Consider the following 23,600-nt stretch of genomic DNA (forward strand, 5'->3'; position numbering starts at 1 on the left):
CTCACCCATGGATGAACGGTTCGAGACCCGACAAGCGCATCTTCGGATCGATGTGCGGAAGCGCGCGCGGCTTGTAGGCCTTCACATGCTCGGCGATGTGCTGGATGTGATCGGGCGTCGAGCCGCAGCAACCTCCGACGATATTGACGATGCCGTCCTTCGCCCACGGCTCCATATCGCAAGCCATGTCGTGCGGGGTCTCGTCGTATTCGCCCATCGCGTTCGGCAGGCCTGCGTTCGGGTAGGCGGAAATACGCGCATCAGCGATCGCCGACAGCTCGCCCAGGTACGGGCGCATCAGATTGGCGCCAAGCGCGCAGTTGAGACCGATCGAGAACGGCCGCAGATGCCGCATCGAATACCAGAACGCCTCTGCCGTCTGCCCCGACAGCGTGCGCCCCGAACGATCGGTGATCGTGCCCGAAATCATGATCGGCAGCTCGAGGTCTTTCTCCTCGAACACTTCCAGCGTGGCGACGCCCGCAGCCTTGGCGTTGAGCGTGTCGAAGATCGTCTCGATCAAAATGATGTCGGCACCACCGTCGATCAGACCCCGCACCTGCTCCTTATAGGCATCGCGCAGCTCATCGAACGAGACGTTACGATACCCCGGATTGTTGACATCCGGCGAGATCGACGCTGTGCGATTGGTCGGCCCCACCGCACCGGCAACGAAACGCGGCTTGTCCGGGGTCTTCTTCGTCCATTTGTCGGCAGCGGCACGCGCAATCTTGGTCGCCGCGACGTTGATCTCGTAGGCGAGCTCCTCCATGCCGTAGTCGGCCAGTGAGATGCGCTGCGCGTTGAACGTGTTGGTCTCGAGAATGTCGGCGCCCGCTTCCAGATACTCCTCGTGGATTTTGCCGATGATCTGCGGCTGCGTCAGCACCAGGACGTCGTTGTTGCCCTTGATGTCGCGCGTCCAATCCTTGAAGCGCACGCCGCGATAGCCGTCCTCGTCCAGCTTGTAGCGCTGGATCATGGTGCCCATCGCGCCGTCGATGATCAGGATGCGCTTGGCGGCGGCCGCTTCGAGCGCCGCGAACGATGGTCTTCTCTGCATCAACAATACTCCTTATCCGACGGCCCGCGTCTCAGCGCGCGGCGTGACCGTCGAGGCACGTGCTCTGAGGCCCAGCAAATGGCAGATTGCGTAGACGAGATCGGCGCGGTTGAGCGTGTAGAAGTGGAACTTCTTCACGCCTTCATCAACCAGGTCCATCACTTGCTCGGTGGCGACCGCCGCTGCCACCAGATGGCTCGTCGTCGGATCGTCCTCCAGGCCCTGGAAGCGATGTGCCAGCCATGACGGCACAGTGGCGCCCGCTTTAGCCGCAAACCCGGCTACTTGCTTGAAGTTGTGAATGGGCACGACACCCGGGGTGATCGGCACCCAGATGCCCGCCGCACGCGCCCGCTCCAAAAAGCGCAGGTAAAACGCATTGTCGAACCCGAACTGCGTGATGATGCGATCGGCGCCGGCGTCGACCTTCGCTTTCAGGTTCTCCATGTCCGCTTCGAGCGAACCGCTTTCCGGATGTCGCTCCGGGTAGCCCGCAACCGAAACTTCGAACGGCGCAATGCGCTTCAAACCCGCAACGAGATCTGCGGCGTTTACGTATCCGCCAGGATGCGGCTCATACTTGGTTCCCGGACCACCAGCAGGATCGCCGCGCAACGCCACCACGTGGCGCACTCCGGCATCCCAATAGGCGCGCGCCACCGCGTCGACTTCTTCCTTCGTCGCCGCCACGCACGTGAGATGCGCCGCCGGCTTGAGATCCGTCTCACGCACGATGCGCGCAACAGTATTGTGCGTACGCTCGCGCGTCGAACCGCCGGCACCATACGTCACCGACACGAACTCGGGATGCAACGGCGCCAGGCGCTCGATGCACGACCAGAGCGCCTGCTCCATCTTCTCCGTCTTCGGCGGAAAGAATTCGAACGATACGTCGATTTCGCCTGCGCCAAGCAGGCGGCTCTTGCGCTCGTTTGCCATCGCCATCAAGGGGCCTCCTGCAGAGTGCGCGACCGCGCCGATCGGTCACGATTGTTGGCTTCGCGCGGCTGCTCGCCCAGCCACAGCGAAACGGTCAATGCTTCGGGCGCGGAGCCGGGCGAGGGAGCAAGATCCCTCTGAAGCTTAGGCACCAGCCCTGCGTCTTTCATCCAATTCTCGACCTGCGCCGGCGCAAAGCCGAGCCGGTCATGCGCGTGCTTTTCGCGCAGAAATTCCAGATCGTGCGGCGCGAAATCGACGATCAGCAGCCGCCCGCCCGGCGCTAGCACGCGCGCCGCTTCGCGGATCGCCAGCGCCGGCTCCGACAGGAAGTGCAGCACCTGGTGCATAATCACGACATCGGCAACTTCGTCTTGCAGACTGAGGTCATAGATGTCGCCGTGCCGGACCTGCGCCTGCCCTAGCTTCGACGTCGAAAGCTTGCTGCGCGCATAAGCGAGCATCGCGTTGCTGAGATCGAAGCCAAGACCCCGATCATACCTATCCGCCAGTAGTTCGAGAATGCGGCCCGTGCCCGTCCCCAGATCGACCAGAAGGTCGAACGGTCCCGCCCCTAGCGCATCGCAAATTGCCTGCTCGACGTCACGCTCAGCGATGTGCAGGGCGCGAATGCGGTCCCAGTCGGCGGCATGGGCTTGAAAGTAAGCCTGTGCGGCAGCCTCACGCTCACTCTTAAGTGCATCGGCGCGCTCGCGGTCCCGCGCCACAACCCTGTCGTCCTGATCGACCAGCGCAAGGATATCGAGAGCCAGCCGACCGCCTGCCGAGCGGTCCGAAACATGAAAATAAGCCCAGCTCCCCTCCCGGAAGCGCTCGATCAGCCCGGCCTCGGTCAAGAGTTTGAGGTGGCGGCTGATCCGCGGCTGGCTCTGCCCAAGGATCACTGTCAGATCTTTGACGCTCAGTTCGCCGCCAGCCAAAAGTAGCAAGATGCGCAGGCGCGTCGGCTCAGCAGCCGCCTTGAGCGCCGCCACGATATCGCCACTGGCAAACGACCCAGTCATCCCGCCTCCAATTTGCGGGGATCATATAAAGATATGTTTATGTGTCAAGCACGCAAACACCCGCGTATTTTCGACACACCGATTAACGACCCGGTAAGCACACGCATTTACCTTTCCAGGCATCCATTTTCGCATAGCGGAATTCTGCATTTCATGCGCGTCGCAATCTTCGACCGGGTCGAGCCTCCAATGCCCACCACCCTTCCCATCCGCCTCGATCAGGACTGCGCACAGCGCTCGACCGCGTTCTATTTGTTCCTGGTGGTGCCTGCGGCGGCGATCGTCATCACCGCGGCAGCGAGCGTTCTGGCCCAGGCTTTGACGCTGCCCGGCGCTCGCGCCCTGCTGCAGCAGCGCCCTGCCCTCGCCTTCGAGATCTTTGTCGCCGCAGGATTCCTTCTCTTTCTCCTCACCGTGCCGGCCCGCCGCCTCCTGGCGCGGCTGACGGCCACGCGCACCGTCGACATCGCCGATGGTCATGTGACGGTCACGGATGCCACTTGTTTCAACCGCTGGACCTGGTCTGCCCCGCTCGCCTCATACCTTGGGGTAGCCCACCACGTGCGGGCCTCTCTCTCCGCGTCCCGCCACGAGCTCATCCTCGTCCACCCCGAGCGTGAGAAATCCATCCTCTTGTGTGTTGCCCCCAAGACAACTCAAGGCGAAGTGGACCGCGTAGCCAGCCTTTTGGGACAACGCCAAGTGCCGCCGAGCGAACTCTATCGCTTCAAGGGCCTATGGCCGCGAATGGTGACGCAACCTCTGCCGGAGGCCTCACATGCCTGACGCCAATGCTGTCCAAAAAATCGACGTTATCCTCAGCCACCCTTTGACTGAAAGTTGCCGCACATGGCTAATAAAGCCGACGGCAAAGGCGGCTAGCGCCATCAGCGCGGCCGCCGCGTACCGCAAGTATGCCCCTAGGAGGGAGTTCAATCGTATGACGTCTGCCACGCCACTGCGCACCCTCTCGCGCATTCTCGCCCTGGCAGCCCTAGTACTGCTACCCATCGCCACCAACGCCGCCGCCCAGCAAGTCGCGCCCCCGGCCGGCACCGCATCGATCGACAAAACCGCAACGCCTGAGCTGGCAAAGCCTGCCCGCCGCGAGTCTCCCGCCGGCTACATGAAGCGCGTTGGCAACGACCTCCTCACCGCCTCGCGCTCCGGCTCGGTCTCACAGATGGCGATGGTGTTGAATTCCAACGCCGATATTCCCTCCATCGGCCTCAGCGCGCTTGGCGATTACGCCCGCGTGCTGCCCAAAACGGACCGCCAGATCTACTACAACGGCATGATCAACTTCATTGCCCGTTATGCGGCGAAGGAAGCCCCGAAGTATCCGGTCGCGAAGTTCGTCGTCTACGCACAATCGAAGGAAGACCCGCGCGGCACCTACGTCGACAGCCGCATCACGCTGGCCAGCGGCGATGCCTACGACGTCCGGTGGCTCGTTGTCCGTCGCGGCGACACCTTCAAAGTCCGCGACGCCCAGGTGATCGGCTTCTGGATGACCTCGTTCCTCGACAACCTGTTCCAGAGCTTCATCAGCGATAACGGCGGCAACCCGCGTGCCCTCGTCGTTGCCCTGAACCGGTAATCCGCGCCAGCTCATCCATCGCAGGCGCGCACCGCGGAGCAAGATTGCGACGCTGGCAGCGGTCCTGTGGCACTCCCCCGCACCCAAGGCCTTATGGCTGCCCGATTTTCTCGGTCATAAGGACCAGGGTTCATTGCCCTGTTTTCGGGGGGAAACATGAAATTGACGATTGCTGCGCTGGCGCTCGTGCTGGCAGTCCCTGTCACGGCCACCGCGGCTAGCATTTACGACCAGCTTCTGAAATTGGATCCCGAAGAGCGCGCGCACCAAGTCTGCGTGATCAAGGGCGTCGACACCATGCGGCGCGACCGCAAGCTAGCGAAGGTCGATCGCATCAAAACCAGCATCATGGGCCGCGCCAAATTCACCGGCACGCAGGTCTCAACCAGCGGCGGGGCGGTGCGGGCGAAGTCCCATTGGTACCGATTGAAGTTCACCTGCGACGTGTCCCCCGATCAAATGAAGGCGCTGTCCTTCAACTACGAGGTCGGTGATGAAATTCCCGAATCGAAGTGGGAAGACCTCGGACTCTGGCGCTGACTGCGTCCCGCTGAATGCAAGAACGGCCGGGAAACCCCGGCCGCCCTGCTTACCTAGAGTTTATCGCCGTTCAGTCGTCGTAGCCGACGAGCAGCTCGCCCGTTGCCGGATGCACGTGCGCCTCGATGCGCGTCCCGTTCTTGTCGACGAGATCGACCTCGTACGTTCCATCGTCGGTCTCAATCTCGCTCACCTTGTAACCCTGGGCCGACAGCTTCTCGGAAATCTGCGACGGGCTCAGCCATTGATCGCGCGGCACGTTCAGCCGCTGGTGATTGTCGGCATAAGCGGCGGAGCCGGCGAGGATAGAGAGGGTAAGAGCCGCAGCCCCCAGCTTGAATGACATGGTTGTATCTCCTTGCTTCGCTTCGCCGGCTCCCAGGCCGGCTGCGATCCAACCTGGACCACCCCCCCTGACACCGCTCTGACCCGGGCCGTCAGGGAGTTGTCAGCCAATCCGCCCCAAGCTCCCATCATGAAAAGCGCTTCCACCAGTTTCCGCATTCTAGCCGCCAGCCTTCTCGTCCTGGGCGCGACACTGGCGGTCCATGCCGCCGACATCGGTCCCGACGCGGCCAAGCGCCTGCTCAGCGAAGGGCTTATTCGCCCGCTCGAGGAAATTCTCACCTCCGTCAAAGCGAAAGTACCCGGCGAACTGCTGGAGGTAGAGTTGGAGATCGAGGACGGCATCTACGTCTATGACGTAAAGATCCTCGGAGCCGACGGCCGCGTGGTCGAGGTTGAAACCGACGCCAAGACCGGCAAGGTGCTCAAGGTAGAGGACGACGATTGATGCGCATCCTGATCGTGGAGGACGACCCGCGCATCAGTGAGAGTATCCAGGCGGCCCTTAGCGCCGCGGGCTACGCGTGCGATGTCTCCGGCGACGGCGAAGACGCTTGGTTCCGCGGCGACACCGAAGCCTACGACCTCGTGGTGCTCGATCTTGGGCTACCCAGCATGGATGGTCTTGCCGTCTTGAAGCGCTGGCGCAGCGCCGGGCGAACGATGCCTGTTCTCGTCCTGACCGCACGCGGCGCCTGGCCGGAGCGCGTCGAGGGCATCGACGCCGGCGCCGACGACTACCTCACCAAGCCTTTCCGCACCGAGGAGCTTCTCGCCCGCGTACGGGCACTCATCCGCCGCTCCGTCGGACAGGCCAGCGCTGTGCTCGAGGCGGGAAGCCTCGTCCTCGACACGCGCCAGATGCGCATTCTCATCAACGGCGAAGCCATTCAGGCTTCGCCGCTCGAATATCGCCTCATCGCCTATTTGATGCACCACAAAGGCCGCGTCGTGCCACCGCACGAGCTCATCGAGCACCTTTACGGCGACGATGACGCCCGCAATGCGAACGCGCTCGAAGCCCTCATCATGCGGCTGCGCAAGAAGCTCGGGCCCGACATCATCGAAACACGCCGCGGCTTCGGATACATCATACCGGACGCGCCCGCATGAGCCTCGGCTCGCTACGCCTGCGGCTCCTTTTAGGTGCAGCGATCTTCGTACTCGCCGCTCTCGCGATTTCTGCAGCGGCCCTTACGTATCTCTTCGAGCGCCACGTAGAGCGCTGGATCAATGCTGAACTCGCATCGTACATCGACCAGGTCATCGCCGGTATCGACCGAGCACCAGATGGCGCTTTCACGGTACTCCACCCGCCCAGCGATCCACGCTTCCAGCGACCACTCTCGGGACTCTATTGGCAGGTCAACATCGAGCCCGATGGTCCGGTGCTGCGCTCGCGTTCTCTCTGGGACTTCGAAATCGCCCTCCCCCCCGAAGCCGCGGTTGGAGATGAGCTGCACGAGTACGAGCTCGCCGGACCCGACAAACAATTCCTGCATCTCGTGCAACGGCGCATCGAGCTGCCTGGCAGACTGGGTCGCGCGACAGCGCGCATCGCTGTAGCGATCGACGATGCCACCATCAACGCGGCATCGCGCGGCTTCGCCAATGCCATCCTGCCGCTGCTCGCAGTTCTCGCTTTGCTGCTGACGGCCGCCGCGTGGGCGCAAGTCGCTATCGGGCTCAAGCCACTGACCGCCATTCGCCGCAAGCTTGCCGACATTGCCACCGGTGACACGCCTCGCCTCGGCGGAAAATTCCCCGATGAAGTCTTGCCTCTCGCGCACGAGATCGATCGTCTGCTGGACGCACGCGACCGCCAGATAGAAAAAGCGCGCACGCGTGCCGCCGATCTTGCCCACGGCTTGAAGACACCGCTTCAGCTGTTGAGTGACGACGCCGAGCGCCTAGCCGCCAAAGGTGAAGCCGACCTGGCCGCGGACATCGAGAGCATCGCCGGCACAATGCGCCGCCACGTCGACCGTGAACTGGCGCGCGCCCGCAGCGGCTTCAACGTCGCAAACGCCTCCGCCAATGTGTCCGCAGTAGCCAACCGCGTCGTTCGCGTCATGGAGCGAACGCCACAAGGCCGTCATCTTGGGTGGATCGTAGATGTGCCATCCGGGCTGGTCGCCCGCATCGATGCCGAGGACCTCACTGAAGCGCTCGGCAATCTCGTCGAGAACGCTGCACGCCATGCCACCACGGGTGTCACCGTCAGCGCAGAAGTCTCGGAAGGTTATGCGATCCTTTCCGTCATCGACGACGGACCGGGCATCCCCCCGGCGCGCGCGGCCGAGGCGCTGAAGCGGGGAGGGCGCCTTGACTCATCAGGCTCCGCCGGCCTGGGCCTGGCCATTGTCGGTGACATTGCCGAAGCCTGGGGCGCAACCCTCAGCATCCTCTCCCCCGAGAACGGTTGCCATATCACCCTTCGCATTCCGCTTGCCCGCCTGCCAGCGCGCAACTCCGCCTGACGCTTGTAACGTTTGCATCATCGTCACCGTACTCTGGGTGAACGCAACGACACACCGGAGTTCACCATGCTGCGCGCACGCACACTGACGACCATAGCCACGACGCTGATGATTGGGGCGCTGACTGCGGGAGCCGCCGCCGCGTTCAACGAACAACCATTCACCAACGCCGCCTTCAAGGCCGCACAAGCCAGCGGTAAGCCTATACTCGTCGATGCCTTTGCGCCGTGGTGCCCGACGTGCCGCGCACAGCAGAAGGTCTTTGGCACGCTCAAGGGTGACGCCAAATACGACGCGTTGACCGTCTTCAAACTCGACTACGACAATCAGAAGGACGCGCTCAAGACTTTCGGCGTGCAGAAGCAGAGCACGCTCATCGCGTTCAAGGGCGACAAGGAAACAGGCCGCTCGGTGGGTGATACGAGTGCCTCCTCCATCGAAGCGCTCCTTGCGACGACTCTGAAGTAGAGGCGCCGCCATGCTCGCCGGCAGCACATCTCTGGCATTCCTGGCAGGTACGCTCTCGACGCTTTCGCCATGCGTCCTGCCATTGCTGCCGCTCGTCCTCGCGACAGCAGTCGGCGAGCACAAACTCGGCCCCTTCGCACTGGCATCGGGTCTCGCCGTATCTTTCGTCGCTATCGGCATGTTCATCGCGACCATCGGATATGGCCTCGGATTCGACGCCGACTTCTTCCGCCCCGTCGCGGCGTCTCTCCTGGTGCTTGCCGGTATCGTCCTTCTCGTCCCCTACCTGCAAACCCAGTTGGCAACCGCGGCCGCTCCACTGGCCTCATGGACCGACGACACTTTCGGCGGCTTCGAGGCGTCGGGCCTCGGTGGCCAGTTCTTCTTGGGTCTTCTTCTCGGCGCGGTCTGGAGCCCCTGCGTTGGCCCGACTCTCGGCGCGGCATCTCTTCTTGCCGCCAAAGGAGAAGACCTCACGCAGGTTTTCCTCACAATGCTCGCATTCGGACTTGGTGCAGCACTTCCCCTGCTATTGCTCGGGCTTCTGTCGCGCGAGACGATGCAGCGGTGGCGTGGGCGGCTGCTGGATGCGGGCAAGGGTGGCAAGATCGTGCTTGGAACCCTGCTCATACTCGTTGGCGGGTTTATTATCGGCGGTCTCGACAAGCCGCTCGAAGCCGCGCTGATTGATGCATCTCCCGCCTGGCTTACTGAGATAACGACACGCTTTTGAAGTTTAGCTCCTGCTTAACGCGATACGCTCACCATCGGCATGATTGGACACCAAATGGTCGCCGCCACCACCGACATACCGCGAACGGAGCTTATCTATCGCCACGCGTTGCTGGTGCGGCTCACCCATTGGGTCAACGCTCTCTGTCTGCTGATCCTGCTGCTGAGCGGCCTGCAGATATTCAACGCGCATCCGACGCTCTACCTCGGTAGCAAATCCGAACCTTCCGCCGCGATCCTGAGCATGGATGCTGTTCAACGAGACAACGGCAGCTACGCCGGCGTCACCACGATCGGCTCGCATTCTTTCGATACGACCGGCGTCTTCGGCCTTTCGACCGGACCGAGCGGCCGCCTTGAAGCGCGCGGCTTCCCCGATTGGATCACCATCCCGTCATACCGCGACCTCGCCACCGGTCGTCGCTGGCATTTCTTCTTTGCCTGGCTGCTCGTTTTCAACGGGCTGGCGTATCTAATCTACGCATTCTTCAGCGGGCACGTGCGCCGCGACCTCGCACCCACGAAAAGCGAGTTCCGCACCATCGGCCATTCGATTTCGGAACACGCCCGCTTTCACTTCCCCAAAGGCGAAGAAGCCAAGCGCTATAACGTGCTCCAGAAGCTGGCCTACCTGGCGGTGATCTTCGGTCTGCTCCCCCTTGTCTTCCTGACGGGATTGACGATGTCGCCAGGCATGGATGCAGCCTTCCCTGCGCTGCTCGATATTTTCGGCGGCAGGCAATCCGCGCGCACGATCCACTTCCTTTGCGCCCTGGGCCTGACGCTGTTCTTCATTGTGCACATCGTGATGGTGTTCGCATCGGGCGCATTCAACAACATTCGCTCGATGATCACCGGCCGCTACGCCATCACGCCCGACGATCAGCCCTCACGTGGAGAAGCCGCATGAAGCGCACGTCGAAAATCTCGCGCCGCAGCTTCCTTGCCCGTGGCGCAGCACTCGGCGGCGCAGCCTTCCTCGGTGGCTGCGATCAGCTTTCGCAGTCGCCATCGTTCCGCGATCTGCTCTCGAAGGCCGAGTGGCTCACCAAGAACGTGCAGCGCCTGATCCTCACGGAGCGCGATCTCGCACGCGAATACACCGAGGCGGACCTCTCGACGCACTTCAAGGCCAACGGATCGACCAACGTGGCCGATCCCGGCTATCAGGCACTGGCGCAGAACGGCTTCTCCGATTGGCGTCTGACCATAGACGGCCTCGTAGATCGTCCGGCATCACTCAGCCTGGCTGACCTGCGCGCGCTACCATCGCGCACGCAGATCACCCGGCATGACTGCGTCGAAGGCTGGAGTGCCATCGGCAAATGGACCGGCACACAAATGACGCCGCTGCTGCAAAGCATCGGTCTGAAGCCCGAAGCGCGCTACCTCGTCTTCCACTGCGCTGACAAGCTGGGATCCACTAGCAACTACTATGAGAGCATCGACCTGATCGATGCATTCCATCCCCAGACGATCCTTGCCTACGACATGAACAACGCCCCGCTCACTGTCCCGCACGGCGCCCCGCTGCGCCTGCGCGTAGAGCGCCAGCTTGGCTACAAGCACGCCAAGTACATCCAGCGCATCGAGGCGGTGTCGAGCTTTGCCATGATCGAGGGTGGTGGAGGCGGATTCTGGGAAGACCGCGGCTACGCCTGGTACGCCGGAATCTGACCTAAGACAGCAAGTCAGTCCTTCGGCTCGGCGTCGAGATTCAGGCACACCGAGTTGATGCAATACCGCTTGCCGCTGTCGGTCGGCCCATCGTCGAACACATGGCCGAGGTGCGAGCCGCACCGCGCACACGTGATCTCCGTCCGCACCATGCCGTGCGAGGCGTCGCGATGGTATTCGACGGCACCGGGCAGCGCCTCATCGAACGAAGGCCAGCCTGTTCCTGAATCGAACTTCGTATCGGACGCAAACAAGGGATTGCCGCAAGCCGAGCAGGTGAAAGTGCCATCACCCTCGGCATTCAGAAGTTTCCCCGTGAAGGGAGCTTCCGTGCCCTTCTCGCGCAGCACACGATACTGCTCCGGCGTCAGTATCTCGCGCCAGCCAGCTTCGTCCTTCGGCATCGGTTTGTCGGTCATGGCGAATATGTAGCACAGCTATAGCCGCGGCCAAGTGCTGCGGCGACTTGGCAACCAGCCCCTGCCCGAGTTGCGCCAACTAGTTCTGATTTCGTCGGAATTAAACGCGGCGACGTCCCGCCCACCTGTGTTGTATCCAACGCAATTGGGCCATCGCCTATGCAAATAATTCAATTCAAACTTGACATGCAAAGTATGGTATCGCCAATGGATGCATGCGGTCTTCATCGGACAAATCAGAATTCGGCATCATGAATAGCGGACGCTCAAAAGTTTGGAATTCCTCTAAACTCATTGGTGCAATCGGAATACTTCTGATTTGCTCCCAAATCGCGTCGCAAGCGCAGGAAGCGGCTCCGCCAACTTCACCGCCTGCCGCGGCGGTAACCGCGCCGAACGTGACACCCGAACCCATCACCGCGACGCCAGTCGCCTCCGAGACAACCGCGCCTGCTACTTCCGCTCCGCAGATGGCGAGCCCGCCCGCCGACAGCACCACCGCGCAGCAACCGTCCGCACCTTCCCAAATGTCAGCATCGCCGGAAGTCCCTGCAGCGCCGGCATTGGACGCAGCGCCGTCCGCCCACGGAGAGGCGACATCCGATCCCACGACCGCCGCTACGCACGATCTCTCCCAAACCGCCGATCCTGCTGGCGGCGCGGCCATGATGAACGCACCCGCGACACCCGGCGCGGCGCCTTCGACCGAGGCCGGCCCTGCCACCGTCGGCCACGTCAATGCCGAGAAGCTCCCGCGCGATCTATCGCCCTGGGGGATGTTCATGCAGGCCGACATCATCGTGAAAGCGGTGATGATTGGATTGCTGCTGGCTTCCGTCGTGACCTGGACCGTGTGGCTCGCCAAGACCATTGAGCTCTTCTTCGCCAAGCGCCGTCTGCGCTCGCATCTTCGCAAGCTTGCCGCCGCCAACTCGCTGGCAGAAGCTGCACAATTGGTCGATTCCAAGCGTGGCGTCGTCCCGTCCATGATCAGCGCCGCGGTTGCCGAAACGCGTGCGTCCTGGGACGTTGCCGACAAATACGCCATCAAGGAACGTATCGAAGCGCGCCTTGACCGCGTCGAGTTGGCCGCTGGCCGTGACATTAACCGCGGCACTGGCGTGCTCGCCACTATTGGATCCACCGCTCCGTTCGTCGGTCTCTTCGGCACCGTCTGGGGCATCATGAACAGCTTCATCGGCATCTCCGAAGCGCAAACGACCAACCTCGCCATCGTCGCTCCGGGTATCGCCGAGGCGCTGCTCGCAACCGCGTTCGGCCTCGTCGCCGCTATTCCTGCAGTCATCGTCTACAACCACTTCGCGCGCGCCATCAGCGGTTATAAGGCACTTGCGGGCGACGCATCGGTTGCCGTCCTCGGCCTCGTCTCGCGTGACTTCGACCGTGGGGTGCGGGCCGAACTTCGAGCCGCGGAGTAGCCCATGGCCGGCAAGCTCCAGGACGGCGACGATCTCTCGGAGTCGCACGAGATCAACGTCACCCCGTTCATCGACGTGATGCTCGTGCTCCTCATCATCTTCATGGTGGTCGCGCCGCTCTCGACGGTCGACGTGCCCGTCGAGCTTCCCGTGTCGGCCGCCAAGCCCAGCGCCAAGCCCGATAAACCCCTGTTCGTCACGCTGAAATCCGACCTGTCACTTGCCGTCGGCAACGACATGGTTTTGTGGACCAACCTCGGCCCTGCGCTCGACGCTAAGACGAGCTCCGACCGCAACAAGCGGCTGTTCTTACGCGCTGACAAAACTGTGCCCTACGCCGAACTGATGCGGCTGATGGATACCCTGCGCGCAGCCGGCTATCTGAAGGTTGCGCTCGTCGGCCTCGAGGGCCCGCCCGCTCCTGCCGGCGCGCCCGCCGCACCCGCGGCAGTTCCGTCTCCACCGCCAGCATCGTCAGGCAACACCGCAACGCCATGAGCGCACACCTCGAACTCCTAGAGGGATCGGGCCCACGCATGCGTCGCTGGATCATCGCCGGCGCGCTGATGCTCTCGATGCACGCCGCCGCTGGCGCGCTCGCCCTCGTGAGTTGGCCCGAGGAAGAAACGACCGACGAGACCGAAGGCGCGTTCCTGCTCGAACTCGCACCCATCGCCATGGCGCCACCGGCCGAGAAGCTCAACCTCGCCATCGGCATGCGCGCCGAGGAGGCCGCGGCCGCAGTCGCGCCGACCGAGGAGGTGAAGGAAAAGTCCGAAATCGAGATGCCCGAGGTCAAGGAGGCCCCACTGGCGCCCAACCCGGAGGTCGTGATCGACAAGGCCAAGCCAGTCGAGGAAGTCGAGGAGGAGAAGGCCGAGGAGGACCCGCGCCCCGAACAGAAGGCAATCCCCGTCGCCTCCGTTGCCTCGCAGGAGACGAGCGCTCCGCCGCCCGTCGAAGCACCGCCCGCCGAAAAGCCGGTCGCGCCCAAGCAAGGCATCTCCAGCAAGCCGTCCGAAGCCACTCTGAGCTGGCAAAAGTCGGTCGCCCTGCATCTCAACAAGCACAAGAAATATCCGCACGACGCCCGCAAAAACGGCGAGGAAGGCGTTGCCAGCGTGTCGTTCTCGATCGACCGCTCCGGGAAAGTCATCGCCACGCACCTGGAGAAGAGCTCCGGATCGTCGCTACTCGATCAAGAGGCGATCGAAGTGCTGAGCCGCGCTAGCCCCTTCCCGCGCCCCCCGTCCGACATGGCTGAACTGTCGTTCAGCTTCTCGCTGCCGATCCAGTTCCGCATCAAGCGCTGATCGCAACCGGAAGCTCGTCTAATAGACGTCGCGCCGGTAGCGGCCTGTCTCGACCAGCTCTTGCAAGACTTGCGCGCCGACGATCTCGCCGAGCACATCGTTTACGGCACCCGACATTCCTTGCAGGCTCCCGCACACATAGATGGCAGCGCCATCGGCAATCCAAGCCCGCACATCATAGGCCCGTCGCCGCACACAGTCCTGAACGTAACTGCGCTGCTCGCCATCGCGCGAAAACGCGAAATCGCAACGCTCCAGAACCCGCGCCACGCGCCACTTGGCAATGTCGTCGCGATAGAAAAAATCACCGGCAGCGGTGCGCTCCCCGAAGAACAGCCAGTTGCGGGTGGCGCCAGCCTCCGCTCGCGCCTTGATATGCGCGCGCAAGCCTGCGATGCCCGTCCCATTGCCAATCAGAATCAGCGGCCTGTCGGCTGGCGGCGCATGGAACGCGGAATTCGCCCGGATGCTGAGCGCGACGGTATCGCCGACGCCCGCATACTGCGTCAGCCATCCCGAGCCGACGCCCAGCCGCCCATTCGGACGCCGCGCCTGGCGGACGAGCAACTCGATCCCACCGTCTTCCGGCAGCGACGCAATCGAGTATTCGCGCGGCCGCAGCAGCTTCAGCGACTTCAGCAGGAGCGCGGGAGACATCCGCGCTAGCGCAACTATCTCCGCATCGGATTGCGGAAGCTCGCGCATCATCAGGTGCTCGGATAACGCGAGCACGCGACCACCCGATTCAAGTTGCAGCGTCCCTTCGAACCCAAGCTTCTCCAGCAGCGAAGCAACCTCCGCAGGATCGTTGCGTACTTCGATGACGGCAACGTCACCCGCCTCCCAAACCTGCGCAGCACCCTGCGGCCGCAACGTTACGTGGCATGCCGCGTGCTCGGGATTGTTCGGGTTCGCCACCGTGCGTGCGGCCAGCGTCCACGCGCTCGTCGCTGCCGCCGGCTCGGCATCGACTTTCGACCCGGTAAGCTCACCGACGCGCTGCCACCACAGCGCCAGCGTGTCAGGATCACCGTTGTTGACGCGAATGGCATCGAACATCCGCGTCGCATTCCGTTCTGCCAGCCACCTATCGACTGCGTCCCCGAACGCGCAGAAGCGCGTGAAGCTGCGATCGCCCAGCGCCAGCACCCCATACCGCAAGCCTGGCGCCACCACCGGCGAACGCATCACCGAACGCACGAAACGCACCGCAGGATCGGGCGGGTCCCCTTCACCTGTCGTCGACACGACGAACAGCGCGATTTCCGCCTTGCGCAAAACATCGTCGTCGAGATCTGCAAACGAGACCATCCGCGAAGGCACGTTGGCCACCGATAAAGCACGCAGCGTGCTGTTGGCGATCTGCTCGGCATATCCGGTCTGACTTGCATAGGCGACGAGCACAGAGCCTGCGGCACCGTCGGTCGCGGAAAGCCCCTCCGCGACGCGCTTCCTTGCAGCGTGGCGCATCGACAGCAGCACCGAGGCCGCAACGTAAAACAGAACCACGCCGATAGCAGCGACCAGACGCTGAGGATCGGCCGTGATGCCATCCACTGTCCACGCGTGCGCCCCAGACGACCATGTCGCGAAAAAGGCTACAGCGGCCAGAAGTCTGCGCACGCCAGTCCTCACGCCAGCATCGCAGCAAGCTGCGGCGTCAGACGCTCGCGGTAACCGCCGGACGCTGTGCTCACAAACCGTGCTGCAAGGCCGAGCCGCAACGCATGCGCCATGCCCTCGTCGGGCCCCAGGACGCTGAGCGCTGTTGCCAGCGCGTCCGCGTGCATGCACTCGCGATGCAGTACGCTCACCGAAACGAGATCGTGCGCAACCGGCATCCCTGTGCGCGGATCGATCGTGTGCGAGAACGTCCTGCCGTCGATCGTGTAGAAGTGCTCGGCACTGCCCGACGTCGCGACCGACAGCCCGTTCAGCACAACCACGATGTCGGCGATCGGCGCCGGGCCTGAAACCGATCCGCGCGGCCGCTCGAGCGCCACCCACCACGGCATCCCATCCGGCTTCACGCCTTCGCCGCGCAACTCACCGCCGATCTCGACGAGGAAGCTCTCGACCCCCGACTCGCGCACGACGGCAGCCACCCGATCGACGGCAAAGCCCTTCGCCACGGATGAAAGATCCAGGCGCACGCCACCCGGTTGCAGTGCAGCCCGCCGCCCTTTGTCCAGCTCTATGCGCGACCATCCGCAATCGGCGCGTGCCGCTGAAAGATCATCGGGCGTCGGCACGCCCTGCCCCCGGGCGCCCACGCCGAAGCCCCACAGCGCAACCAGCCGGCCCACCGTCGGATCGAAAGCGCCTTCAGTGTCGCGCGCAACCGCTAGCGCATATTCCAGCACGCGATAGAAATTCGCCGGCAGCACGTGCCACGTACCACCGGGCGCATCGTTGAACCGGCTGATCGCGGACCCCGGCTCCCACGTGCTCATCTCTGCGATGACGCCATCGAGTGCCGACGCGATCTCCGCATCTAGAGACGCAAGGTCCTGGCTCTCGGCCACGACCAACCGAACGCTCCACCGCGTCCCCATGGTCTCGCCACAGAGCGTCTTGACCGAGGCCCCGGCGCGAGCTGTCGCCGCGCGCTGCGAAATCCGCAGCGGCACCGCAACGCGTCGCGCTGGAGCCCCGTCCTGCATCAAGGCTTCATCACCTCGAGCGTCGCCGAATAGCTCGCCCGCCGCTTGGCGTTCGGCACTTCGGCCTTGTCGTCCTCGACCACAGCTTCCATCCAGTACATGCCCGGCTCCGGCCAAGTGATGGAGACGATGCCGTCATCGCCGCTCGTCGCTTTGATCTCGTTGATCGAGTCGCGATAGCGGATGCCACCGGGAACGACAGTCACCCGCGCACCTGCAGCCGGCTTTCCGTCGATGAGCAGACGGAACTTTGCCGCTTCACCCGCGAACAGATCATTGGGATGCGTTACGGGATCGAGCTCCAATCCTTTGCCCGTCGGTTTGAAGACTTCCTTCGACGGCTTGCCCGCAGTGACGAACGTTTCCAGCCGCCGCTGCTGCTGCGTCACCTTCACGTCGGTCGCGTCAGCCGGAATTTCGCTCTTGTAGCTCTCGGCGGTTCCACGCCAGCGCTTGCGCTCTCCCTTGAGCATGTAGCTTGCACTGAGACCATCGCCCACGACGGCGAGCTTGTATGTGCCCGCTTTGTCGATGGGAATATCGAAGGTGCTGCGAAACCGGCCGACGGAGCCATTCTCAGGTTTCACGCTCGACCCATCCGGCGCGATGATGGCTATCTCCTGGCGTGGCATCTGCCGGCGCGGACCGCCGGGTCCAGGACCTTGGCCAGGAGGACCGCCGGGCCCTTCAGCCCGCGGACCTGGCGGACCGCCAGGACCTCCTGGAGGCGGACCATCCGCGCCACGCGGACCACGTTCGCCACGTTCCCCGCGCGGGCCATCGCTGCCGACGCCCTCGAGGCGCATGGCGTTGTGATCGAAATAGAAGAGAGTATCCGACACGGCCGCATCGACCGTGATCCACGAACCGGTGTCGGACAGAATGGTGGTCGATGGCAGCAGCCACGCCCGGTGCGCGGACGCAGGCACCGCAAGGCATACGCAGAACGGCAGCACCATCCATTTGAGAGACGTCTTCATGGCGGCATTCCTGTTCGGCTAAGGTTTGATTTCGAGGGCGACTTCACCGAGCTCTTCCTTCCCCTGGGCGGAGCCCGAGAAGGCAGCGGCAGCCGGCCATTTGAATGGGATACGCAGCAGTTCACGCCCGCCAACCTCGCGCGCGGCTTCCACCACCAGCTCGTAGTCACCGGCCTGCAACTCGGCGAGCGCAGGCGCGGACGAGGATAGATCGATCGGATGCTTGCCCACCGGACGCGTTGCACTCGACAGTCCGTCGACGGGCATGTCCAATTCGCGGCCAGCCCGGCGCCACCACTGGCGCAGGTCCTTCAGCCACTTGTTGCCCTTCTTGTTCTCGGCCTTGACGTCGTACCAGACGCTCAGATTTGCCGCGACGGAACCATCGGGCTTCTCGATCCACGCTGCGACGTACGGGCGGTGGTACTCGGCGACATCGAGCTTGGGGACCTCGATGCTGACTTTCATTTCCGCCGCGAGCGACGGCCCAGACAAAGCCGGCCCCGCAATTATGCCGGAAATGCCCAGGGTTAGGAGCTTGCGCATCAGTTGACCTCTATTAGTGCACGAACAGGAGAATGAGCACGACGGGGATGACGACACCCAGCCCAACGGTCGGCCACGTCGCGGGCCGTCGCGCCGAATGGAACTGCAGCAAGAAAAATCCGGTGATGCAGAAAATCAGACACACCCCGGCGAACGCATCGATGAAAAGGCTCCACAACAAGCCTGCATTGCGCCCCTTGTGCAGGTCGTTCAGATACGAGATCCAGCCGCGATCGGTAAGCTCATACTCGACGTCACCGCTCGCACGATCAATCGTCAGCCAAGCATCCCCGCCCGGCCGCGGCAGCGAGATATAAACCTCGTCCTTTTGCCATTCGACCTTCTGACCATCGATCGACACGCCGATATTGGACGCCACCCAATCACGCACCTCATTCGGCACCGGGGCATCTTTCTGTCCGCCCGCAAGCTCAGCAAGCATCGCCGATGGCAGCTGCCCCGTGCGCGTCGTCACCTGCGGCTTGGCTTCGATGCTGCCGGCATGATTGAGCGTGATGCCGGTCGCCGCAAACAGCACCATACCGACGAGGCTCACCGCCGCGCTGATCCAATGCCAGCGGTGGAGGTGCCTTAGCCAGAACGCGCGTGTTCCAAGATCAGACATCAGTCGGCACGAGTAATGAGTGCAGTGGCGGCCATGGCCGCGACGGTTGCCGGCACGAGCTGATCGGCCCGCGCCAGTGCCTCGCGTCCAATGCTCGCGAGCCGCTGATTGGGATGCTGGCTCAGCATCGTCCCGACTTCACGACAAAACGGCAGCGGCGCGTTGTTGCACGATGCGGAAAGGAACTGCACGGCGCCCTCGACATTCCCTTCGTTCATCATCAGGCGACCGGTATGGAACTGCCCGCGGAAGCATCCGCGCGCTGCCGCTCGCGCATACCAACGCTTCGCAGCGGCAAGTTTCGCGCGACAATGCCAGCCTTCCTCGCGGAAGCGGCCGAGCTTGTTCATCGCCTTTTCGTTGCCCTGACGCGCCGAACGCACGAACAAAGAGAGAGCCTGCGCATAATCCTGCGCGACCCCGCTGCCATGCAAATACTGGCAACCAAGGTTGTATTGCGCCCAGGCGTGGCCCTTGTCGGCAGCCCGTCGATACCAGGCAACGGCCGCCGCGGCGTCAATCGGCACGCCCCACCCCCGCTCATGGCATCGCCCGACCATATTGAACGCATTGGCAAGCCCCGCGCGGGCGGCCTGCGAAAACCAACGGAACGCCGCCTCCATATCGCGCGTCGTGCCATAGCCGTTCAAAAGCATCTGCCCCCAAGCGAGCTGCCCTTCCGGATTGCCATTCACTGCCGCTTCACGCGCCCAGCGGCTAGCGTACTCCGGGTTGCTCGCCAAGCGCTCGCCGAACTCTTCCGGCGTCTGCTGCATCAGGATGGGGAAGTAGATGTTTCGCGCGCTCATCGATTCACAGCTCTGCCCAACGCCGCAAAAGGTTGTGATAATGGCTCGTGATCGCCACGACCGCGCGCTTGTCGTCCGGCAATTCCGCCCGGATCTCCCGGATAGCGACATCGAGGTCATAAAGCATCGCCCGCTGACCGTCGTCCCGCACCATGGACTGGGTCCAGAAGAATGAGCACCACCTGCTTCCGCGCGTGATTGGAGTGACCGCATGCAGGCTCGTCGACGGATAGACAACGAGGTGCCCGGCGGGCAACTTCACCCGCTGCTCGCCGTAGGTGTCGGAAATAACCAACTCGCCTCCGTCGTATTCCTCCGGTGCGCTCAGAAACAACGTAGACGAAACGTCGGCACGCATACGCATGTTTGCGCCGGGAATGGTGCGGATCGAGCCATCCACATGCGCACCGAAGGTCATGCCCACGTCATAGCGATTGAACATCGGCGGCAGCACGCGTAGCGGCAGAGCCGCCGAATGAAAAATCGGATTGCGGCCGAGCGCACGCAAGATGATGTCGCCCGCCTGCATCGCTGCCGGTGAGCCTTCGGCGATCTGCAAGTTCTTCTTTGCCACAGCCGCCTGCTCGCCGGCAGTCGCCTTGCCGTCCACCCATGCCGACGCTTCGAGAATGCGACGTACTTCTCGCACCTCTTCGACCGTCAACAGATCAGGAATGGCAACCAGCATTGCAGCTCTCTTTATCGCTACTCAAGCAAAAGGGGCAGGAGGGCATTTGCCCTCCTGCCGAGGTCGTCGCAGTACTACGGCGAACGGAAGTTGCGCCGCTCAAAAAGTCTTCGCCACGGTGAACAGCACCGTGCGTCCCGGTGCGACCGTCGCGCGATTGTTCTGGCTCTCCACGTAGTACAGCTCATCCGTCAGATTGAGACCGTTCAGCGCCAGCCTCCACGAGTCGATCTCGTACGAGACCAGCCCGTCGAACGTCAGCTGATGCGGGATCCAGTAAGTGTTCGCACTGTTTGTGAAGTAGCCATCGGCATAGGTCACACCGCCGCCGACGAGCAGTTTGCCCGGCCCGGTATAGAACGCAGTCGACAGATCGTAAGTGGTCCACAGCGAGAAAGTGTTCTCAGGCGTTTGCTGCACCCGGTTGCCCACCGTCTGTGTCACCACACCATTCCGGTTGGGCGGGCCGTTGGAAAGGATCTCGCTGTCGAGGTAGGCGTACGCAGCCTGCATCGACCACGCCTTGGTCAACTGGCCGCTGATGCCGAGTTCGATACCCTGTACGCGCTGAATTTCGCTGCTCGGAATCGAGTCGCCACCCGAGTCCGTGTACCTGGCATTGTCCTTCATGATGTGGAACGCCGCCGCCGTCAGACCAAGACGTCCGCCAAGCAGCGTGTACTTCACGCCCGCTTCCCACGTTTCGCTCACTTCCGGATCGAGCGCGCTCTGTCCCGCGGCGGTGCCGATCGAATTCACTTCGTTGGAGATGAACCCGCCGGTCGGTGAGAACGCACGTGCCCAAGACACGTAGTAGTTCTGGTTCGCCGTCGGCTCCCAGATAACGCTGAGCTTGGGGCTCCAGAACTCGGTCGTGCTCGACAGCTCCTTCCAGCCGTCGCCGCCGGTACACGTTGTCGTGCCGCCAGTCACGCACTGATAGCCGAAGTCTGCTTCGTAATGGTCCCAGCGAATGCCGCCAAGCAACGACACTTCCTTCGTGAGCCATAGCCGGTCGGATGCAAACACTGCGAAGCTGGTCGCATCGGATTCGCGTCGGCCGTTGTTCAGGCTGTCGTCGTGATAGAGAGTATATCCGGTCACGTTCTCATAGACCGGATTGACGATTGTCGCGACGTCCGAACCGAACGTGCCCGGCTGCTTCGTGCCGTTGACGAACCACGTTCTGCGCTCGTTCGACTGATAGTAGACGTCGACGCCGGCAACCGCTTCATGCTTGAAGCCGCCTGCATTGAAGTTGGCGTTCACGCCGGTGATGTTCTGAGCGCCCCACGTATCCTGCTCATAGCCGGGATTGCCGCCGCCGTAGTTGATCGTGGCATGCTCGTAGTCACCGCTCGCAAACTGCGTTGCGCACGCGTAGCCGGCAACGACAGTGGTACCGCATTCCGCCGGACCGCTCGCAAAATCGCGGCTGTAGAACGCAAGCCGCGTATCGCTGAACACCGACACTTCCTGGTTCAGCTTCGACTTGAACCGCGCCGTGAGAATGTCTGTCTGCGTCTCATCGTGATCGACTGACTTTCCGTAGTACGTCGATTTCGGGACAAGCCATTCAGTAACAGGCGTGCCGGGGTTTGCCTTTGTCGCAGTTCCCGAGCGCGCCAGGATGGGCACGCCGTAGTCCGGCGTCCGATCACCCTCCTGGTGCAGGTAATTCACCGAGAGCGACGTGTCGGTGCCAAGGCCAAACGCAACCGAGCCGAGGAAGCCCCACCGGTTGGAGAAGTTGTGATCGCGGTCTACGAGATCCTGATCGTGGTACATCGCAACGGCGCGCGCGGCCGTCGTGGCATTGATCTGCTTGTTGATGTCGATCACGGTGCGCGCGTATGGCCCGTTTCCGACAGTAACTTCGACGGAGCCGGCATCACCAAGATGCGCGGTCTTCTGGCTGAGGTTGATAACGCCACCGCCGGTACCCTGGCCGAAGCTTTCCGAAGACGGCCCCTTGAACACTTCGACCTGCTCGGTTGCGAACGCATCGCGTACATAGACGCCGAAATCGCGCAAGCCATCGACGTAGATGTCGCCTTTTGCCTGCAGACCGCGGATGCGGAACTGGTCGCCGTTGAGACCACCGCCGCCCTCACCGATCGCGACCGTGACGCCAGGCACCGCACGCAGCGCCTGATCAATCGTCGATATCTTCTGCTCTTGGATGATCTTCTGCGGCACGACATTGACCGTCTGCGGCATGTCCTGCAGCGTCCCGGGAAGGCGGCCAAGACCCGTACCCGACTGGTTCGTATTTCCGCTGGGCGGTGTGAGGCCGAGCTGCTCGCTCGGCGTCTGCGGCGCGGCCGCCGCTTCCGCTGCCGGGCCCTGCGGCGCCGGCGAGACGGCGGTGCTGGATGCCGCCTTCTTCTTGGCCTTTGCCTTTTTCGGTTCTGCCTTCTGCGTGGTCACTTCCAGCGGAGGCAGTTCCGTCTGGGCCGGGTTCGGCGCCTGCTCTTGAGCGCGGGCGCTGAAACCTGCGGTGCTGGCAGCCACCACTGAGGCGAGACCAACTGAGATGCGCGATACATTAAGGCGATCGGACGCCTTCCCTACCGGCGAAACGCCGGCGGGCACTCTACTCTTTGACACGACTCTAAGCCCCCCAAAGGACGCAATACACTTACGCGGATAGGCAATTCAGTAACTGACTGGAGAGCGGCCGCTCTGGGACTAACGCTTTCGCCTCGCTGGCGCGGGCCTGCCTCTTGAGGCAATTATTAATACCATACCAAGCTAGTCAACAAACAAACTTGACGCTCCCCATCCAGATTCGCTCATCCGTGGGCCGACGTTGTATTCCTGCGACTCTTCCAGGGTTTACGGGCCGCTTTCTTGAGAACGGTTCTAAGCCAGTTGCTGTCGAGAGCCCTCTCGGCGCATCTCGCGCCCCCACTCAGCCGCCCCTAATAAGAAATCCGCTTCTTCTTATTTGACCCGGCCGCTCACCGACCCCATGTATGTGCCGTCGCCAACGACCGCGGTGATTTGCAGAGCAGGATTGCGCCGCGAAACCAAACGCTAAGGTGCTGTGTTTCTACGCACAGCTTCGGCTCCAAGGAGAAGAACCATGGTAAGCTTTGTGCTTTCAAACCTCGCCCCTTCGACACCGGCCCGCTCCTGTGCGCGCTGCTGCTGTTGCATGTGTTGCTGATGCTGACGGTGGCATAGCCACCTCACCCCACAAAATCGTCATCAAAGCACCCTAAGGGAGTGCCGGAACCTACCCGG

25 protein-coding genes and 1 pseudogene are annotated in these 23,600 nt (G+C 62.8%); 13 read left to right on the forward strand and 13 right to left on the reverse strand.

Translation table 11 applies throughout. The annotated features are described in order from the left end of the window. Nucleotides 1-13: 13 nt before the first annotated feature. The 3 genes and pseudogenes from NDB2M4_RS18870 to NDB2M4_RS18880 form a co-directional block, all read right to left on the reverse strand. Nucleotides 14-1,063, reverse strand: a pseudogene (locus NDB2M4_RS18870) (homocysteine S-methyltransferase family protein); the annotation flags it as partial. A gap of 12 nt (nt 1,064-1,075) precedes the next feature. Next, nucleotides 1,076-2,008 carry a methylenetetrahydrofolate reductase [NAD(P)H] gene (gene metF, locus NDB2M4_RS18875; protein ID WP_072377840.1) on the reverse strand — a complete coding sequence of 311 codons (933 nt, stop codon included), beginning with the start codon at nt 2,006-2,008 and terminating at the stop codon, nt 1,076-1,078. Then, complete coding sequence (locus tag NDB2M4_RS18880; protein WP_072377842.1) at nt 2,008-3,027, reverse strand: metalloregulator ArsR/SmtB family transcription factor; 1,020 nt, start codon at nt 3,025-3,027, stop codon at nt 2,008-2,010. Before NDB2M4_RS18880 ends, metF begins: the two co-directional genes overlap by 1 nt. A 189-nt stretch (nt 3,028-3,216) precedes the next feature. Between NDB2M4_RS18880 and NDB2M4_RS18885 the strand changes: the two genes are divergently transcribed. The 3 genes from NDB2M4_RS18885 (at nt 3,217) to NDB2M4_RS18895 (ending at nt 5,167) form a co-directional block, all read left to right on the forward strand. Then, complete coding sequence (locus NDB2M4_RS18885) at nt 3,217-3,813, forward strand: hypothetical protein (protein ID WP_139247380.1); 597 nt, start codon at nt 3,217-3,219, stop codon at nt 3,811-3,813. 154 nt (nt 3,814-3,967) lie between these two features. After that, complete coding sequence (locus NDB2M4_RS18890; RefSeq protein ID WP_072377846.1) at nt 3,968-4,627, forward strand: ABC transporter substrate-binding protein; 660 nt, start codon at nt 3,968-3,970, stop codon at nt 4,625-4,627. A gap of 156 nt (nt 4,628-4,783) precedes the next feature. Next, entirely contained in the window at nt 4,784-5,167 is a 384-nt protein-coding gene (locus NDB2M4_RS18895; protein WP_072377848.1) for a DUF930 domain-containing protein, read from the forward strand. A 70-nt stretch (nt 5,168-5,237) separates the two neighbouring features. Here NDB2M4_RS18895 and NDB2M4_RS18900 read toward each other — a convergent pair whose 3' ends face one another. Beyond that, complete coding sequence (locus NDB2M4_RS18900) at nt 5,238-5,513, reverse strand: PepSY domain-containing protein (RefSeq protein WP_072377850.1); 276 nt, start codon at nt 5,511-5,513, stop codon at nt 5,238-5,240. A 129-nt stretch (nt 5,514-5,642) separates the two neighbouring features. On the opposite strand from NDB2M4_RS18900, the gene NDB2M4_RS18905 reads away from it, so the two are divergent. The 7 genes from NDB2M4_RS18905 (at nt 5,643) to NDB2M4_RS18935 (ending at nt 10,869) form a co-directional block, all read left to right on the forward strand. Next, nucleotides 5,643-5,960, forward strand: a complete 318-nt coding sequence (locus tag NDB2M4_RS18905) for a PepSY domain-containing protein (RefSeq protein WP_072377852.1) — start codon at nt 5,643-5,645, stop codon at nt 5,958-5,960. Then, nucleotides 5,960-6,625 (forward strand): response regulator transcription factor, encoded by a 666-nt coding sequence (locus NDB2M4_RS18910; RefSeq protein WP_072377854.1) that lies wholly within the window; start codon nt 5,960-5,962, stop codon nt 6,623-6,625. Before NDB2M4_RS18905 ends, NDB2M4_RS18910 begins: the two co-directional genes overlap by 1 nt. Continuing rightward, nucleotides 6,622-7,992, forward strand: coding sequence for a sensor histidine kinase (locus NDB2M4_RS18915; protein ID WP_072377856.1), 1,371 nt, complete (start codon nt 6,622-6,624; stop codon nt 7,990-7,992). Before NDB2M4_RS18910 ends, NDB2M4_RS18915 begins: the two co-directional genes overlap by 4 nt. Before the next feature lie 66 nt (nt 7,993-8,058). Beyond that, complete coding sequence (locus NDB2M4_RS18920; RefSeq protein WP_072377858.1) at nt 8,059-8,460, forward strand: thioredoxin family protein; 402 nt, start codon at nt 8,059-8,061, stop codon at nt 8,458-8,460. A 10-nt stretch (nt 8,461-8,470) separates the two neighbouring features. Then, the gene (locus NDB2M4_RS18925) at nt 8,471-9,193 is read left to right on the forward strand and encodes a cytochrome c biogenesis CcdA family protein (RefSeq protein ID WP_072377860.1); all 723 of its coding nucleotides are present in this window, start codon (nt 8,471-8,473) and stop codon (nt 9,191-9,193) included. A gap of 54 nt (nt 9,194-9,247) precedes the next feature. Beyond that, nucleotides 9,248-10,102, forward strand: a complete 855-nt coding sequence (locus NDB2M4_RS18930; protein WP_072377862.1) for a cytochrome b/b6 domain-containing protein — start codon at nt 9,248-9,250, stop codon at nt 10,100-10,102. Next, nucleotides 10,099-10,869 (forward strand): molybdopterin-binding protein, encoded by a 771-nt coding sequence (locus NDB2M4_RS18935; protein ID WP_072377863.1) that lies wholly within the window; start codon nt 10,099-10,101, stop codon nt 10,867-10,869. The genes NDB2M4_RS18930 and NDB2M4_RS18935 overlap by 4 nt, the downstream gene beginning before the upstream one ends. 14 nt (nt 10,870-10,883) lie before the next feature. Here the strand turns inward: NDB2M4_RS18935 and msrB are convergent, their stop codons facing one another. Further along, nucleotides 10,884-11,288, reverse strand: a complete 405-nt coding sequence (gene msrB / locus NDB2M4_RS18940) for a peptide-methionine (R)-S-oxide reductase MsrB (RefSeq protein ID WP_072377865.1) — start codon at nt 11,286-11,288, stop codon at nt 10,884-10,886. Between the two features lie 398 nt (nt 11,289-11,686). Here msrB and exbB point away from each other — a divergent pair, with 398 nt between their 5' ends. Genes exbB through NDB2M4_RS18955 form a run of 3 tightly spaced genes read left to right on the forward strand, consistent with a single transcriptional unit; the run spans nt 11,687 to nt 14,040 of the window. Further along, a complete protein-coding gene (gene exbB, locus NDB2M4_RS18945) occupies nt 11,687-12,727 on the forward strand; it encodes a tonB-system energizer ExbB (RefSeq protein ID WP_244536230.1) in 1,041 nt (346 codons plus the stop codon). A gap of 3 nt (nt 12,728-12,730) precedes the next feature. After that, on the forward strand, nt 12,731-13,225 hold the full coding sequence (exbD, locus tag NDB2M4_RS18950) for a TonB system transport protein ExbD (protein ID WP_072377867.1): 495 nt from the start codon (nt 12,731-12,733) through the stop codon (nt 13,223-13,225). Between the two features lie 38 nt (nt 13,226-13,263). After that, nucleotides 13,264-14,040 (forward strand): energy transducer TonB, encoded by a 777-nt coding sequence (locus NDB2M4_RS18955; RefSeq protein ID WP_171988145.1) that lies wholly within the window; start codon nt 13,264-13,266, stop codon nt 14,038-14,040. A gap of 18 nt (nt 14,041-14,058) precedes the next feature. Here NDB2M4_RS18955 and NDB2M4_RS18960 read toward each other — a convergent pair whose 3' ends face one another. The 8 genes from NDB2M4_RS18960 to NDB2M4_RS18995 form a co-directional block, all read right to left on the reverse strand. Beyond that, nucleotides 14,059-15,663: a sulfite reductase subunit alpha gene (locus NDB2M4_RS18960; RefSeq protein WP_072377871.1), complete on the reverse strand. Its 1,605-nt coding sequence runs from the start codon at nt 15,661-15,663 to the stop codon at nt 14,059-14,061. An 8-nt stretch (nt 15,664-15,671) separates the two neighbouring features. Next, nucleotides 15,672-16,703, reverse strand: coding sequence for an FAD:protein FMN transferase (locus NDB2M4_RS18965; protein WP_072377873.1), 1,032 nt, complete (start codon nt 16,701-16,703; stop codon nt 15,672-15,674). Then, nucleotides 16,703-17,683 (reverse strand): DUF4198 domain-containing protein, encoded by a 981-nt coding sequence (locus NDB2M4_RS18970; protein WP_072377875.1) that lies wholly within the window; start codon nt 17,681-17,683, stop codon nt 16,703-16,705. Before NDB2M4_RS18970 ends, NDB2M4_RS18965 begins: the two co-directional genes overlap by 1 nt. A gap of 18 nt (nt 17,684-17,701) precedes the next feature. After that, nucleotides 17,702-18,229, reverse strand: coding sequence for a DUF2271 domain-containing protein (locus tag NDB2M4_RS18975; RefSeq protein WP_072377877.1), 528 nt, complete (start codon nt 18,227-18,229; stop codon nt 17,702-17,704). A gap of 13 nt (nt 18,230-18,242) precedes the next feature. Continuing rightward, nucleotides 18,243-18,854: a PepSY-associated TM helix domain-containing protein gene (locus NDB2M4_RS18980; protein WP_072377878.1), complete on the reverse strand. Its 612-nt coding sequence runs from the start codon at nt 18,852-18,854 to the stop codon at nt 18,243-18,245. Then, nucleotides 18,854-19,663 (reverse strand): tetratricopeptide repeat protein, encoded by an 810-nt coding sequence (locus tag NDB2M4_RS18985; RefSeq protein WP_072377880.1) that lies wholly within the window; start codon nt 19,661-19,663, stop codon nt 18,854-18,856. Before NDB2M4_RS18985 ends, NDB2M4_RS18980 begins: the two co-directional genes overlap by 1 nt. A gap of 4 nt (nt 19,664-19,667) precedes the next feature. Beyond that, nucleotides 19,668-20,351 carry a Fe2+-dependent dioxygenase gene (locus NDB2M4_RS18990; protein ID WP_072377882.1) on the reverse strand — a complete coding sequence of 228 codons (684 nt, stop codon included), beginning with the start codon at nt 20,349-20,351 and terminating at the stop codon, nt 19,668-19,670. A 99-nt stretch (nt 20,352-20,450) separates the two neighbouring features. Further along, entirely contained in the window at nt 20,451-22,961 is a 2,511-nt protein-coding gene (locus NDB2M4_RS18995) for a TonB-dependent receptor (protein ID WP_139247381.1), read from the reverse strand. Between the last annotated feature and the right edge of the window lie 639 nt (nt 22,962-23,600).

The organism is Hyphomicrobium sp. NDB2Meth4 (assembly GCF_900117445.1).
Lineage (GTDB): Bacteria > Pseudomonadota > Alphaproteobacteria > Rhizobiales > Hyphomicrobiaceae > Hyphomicrobium_A.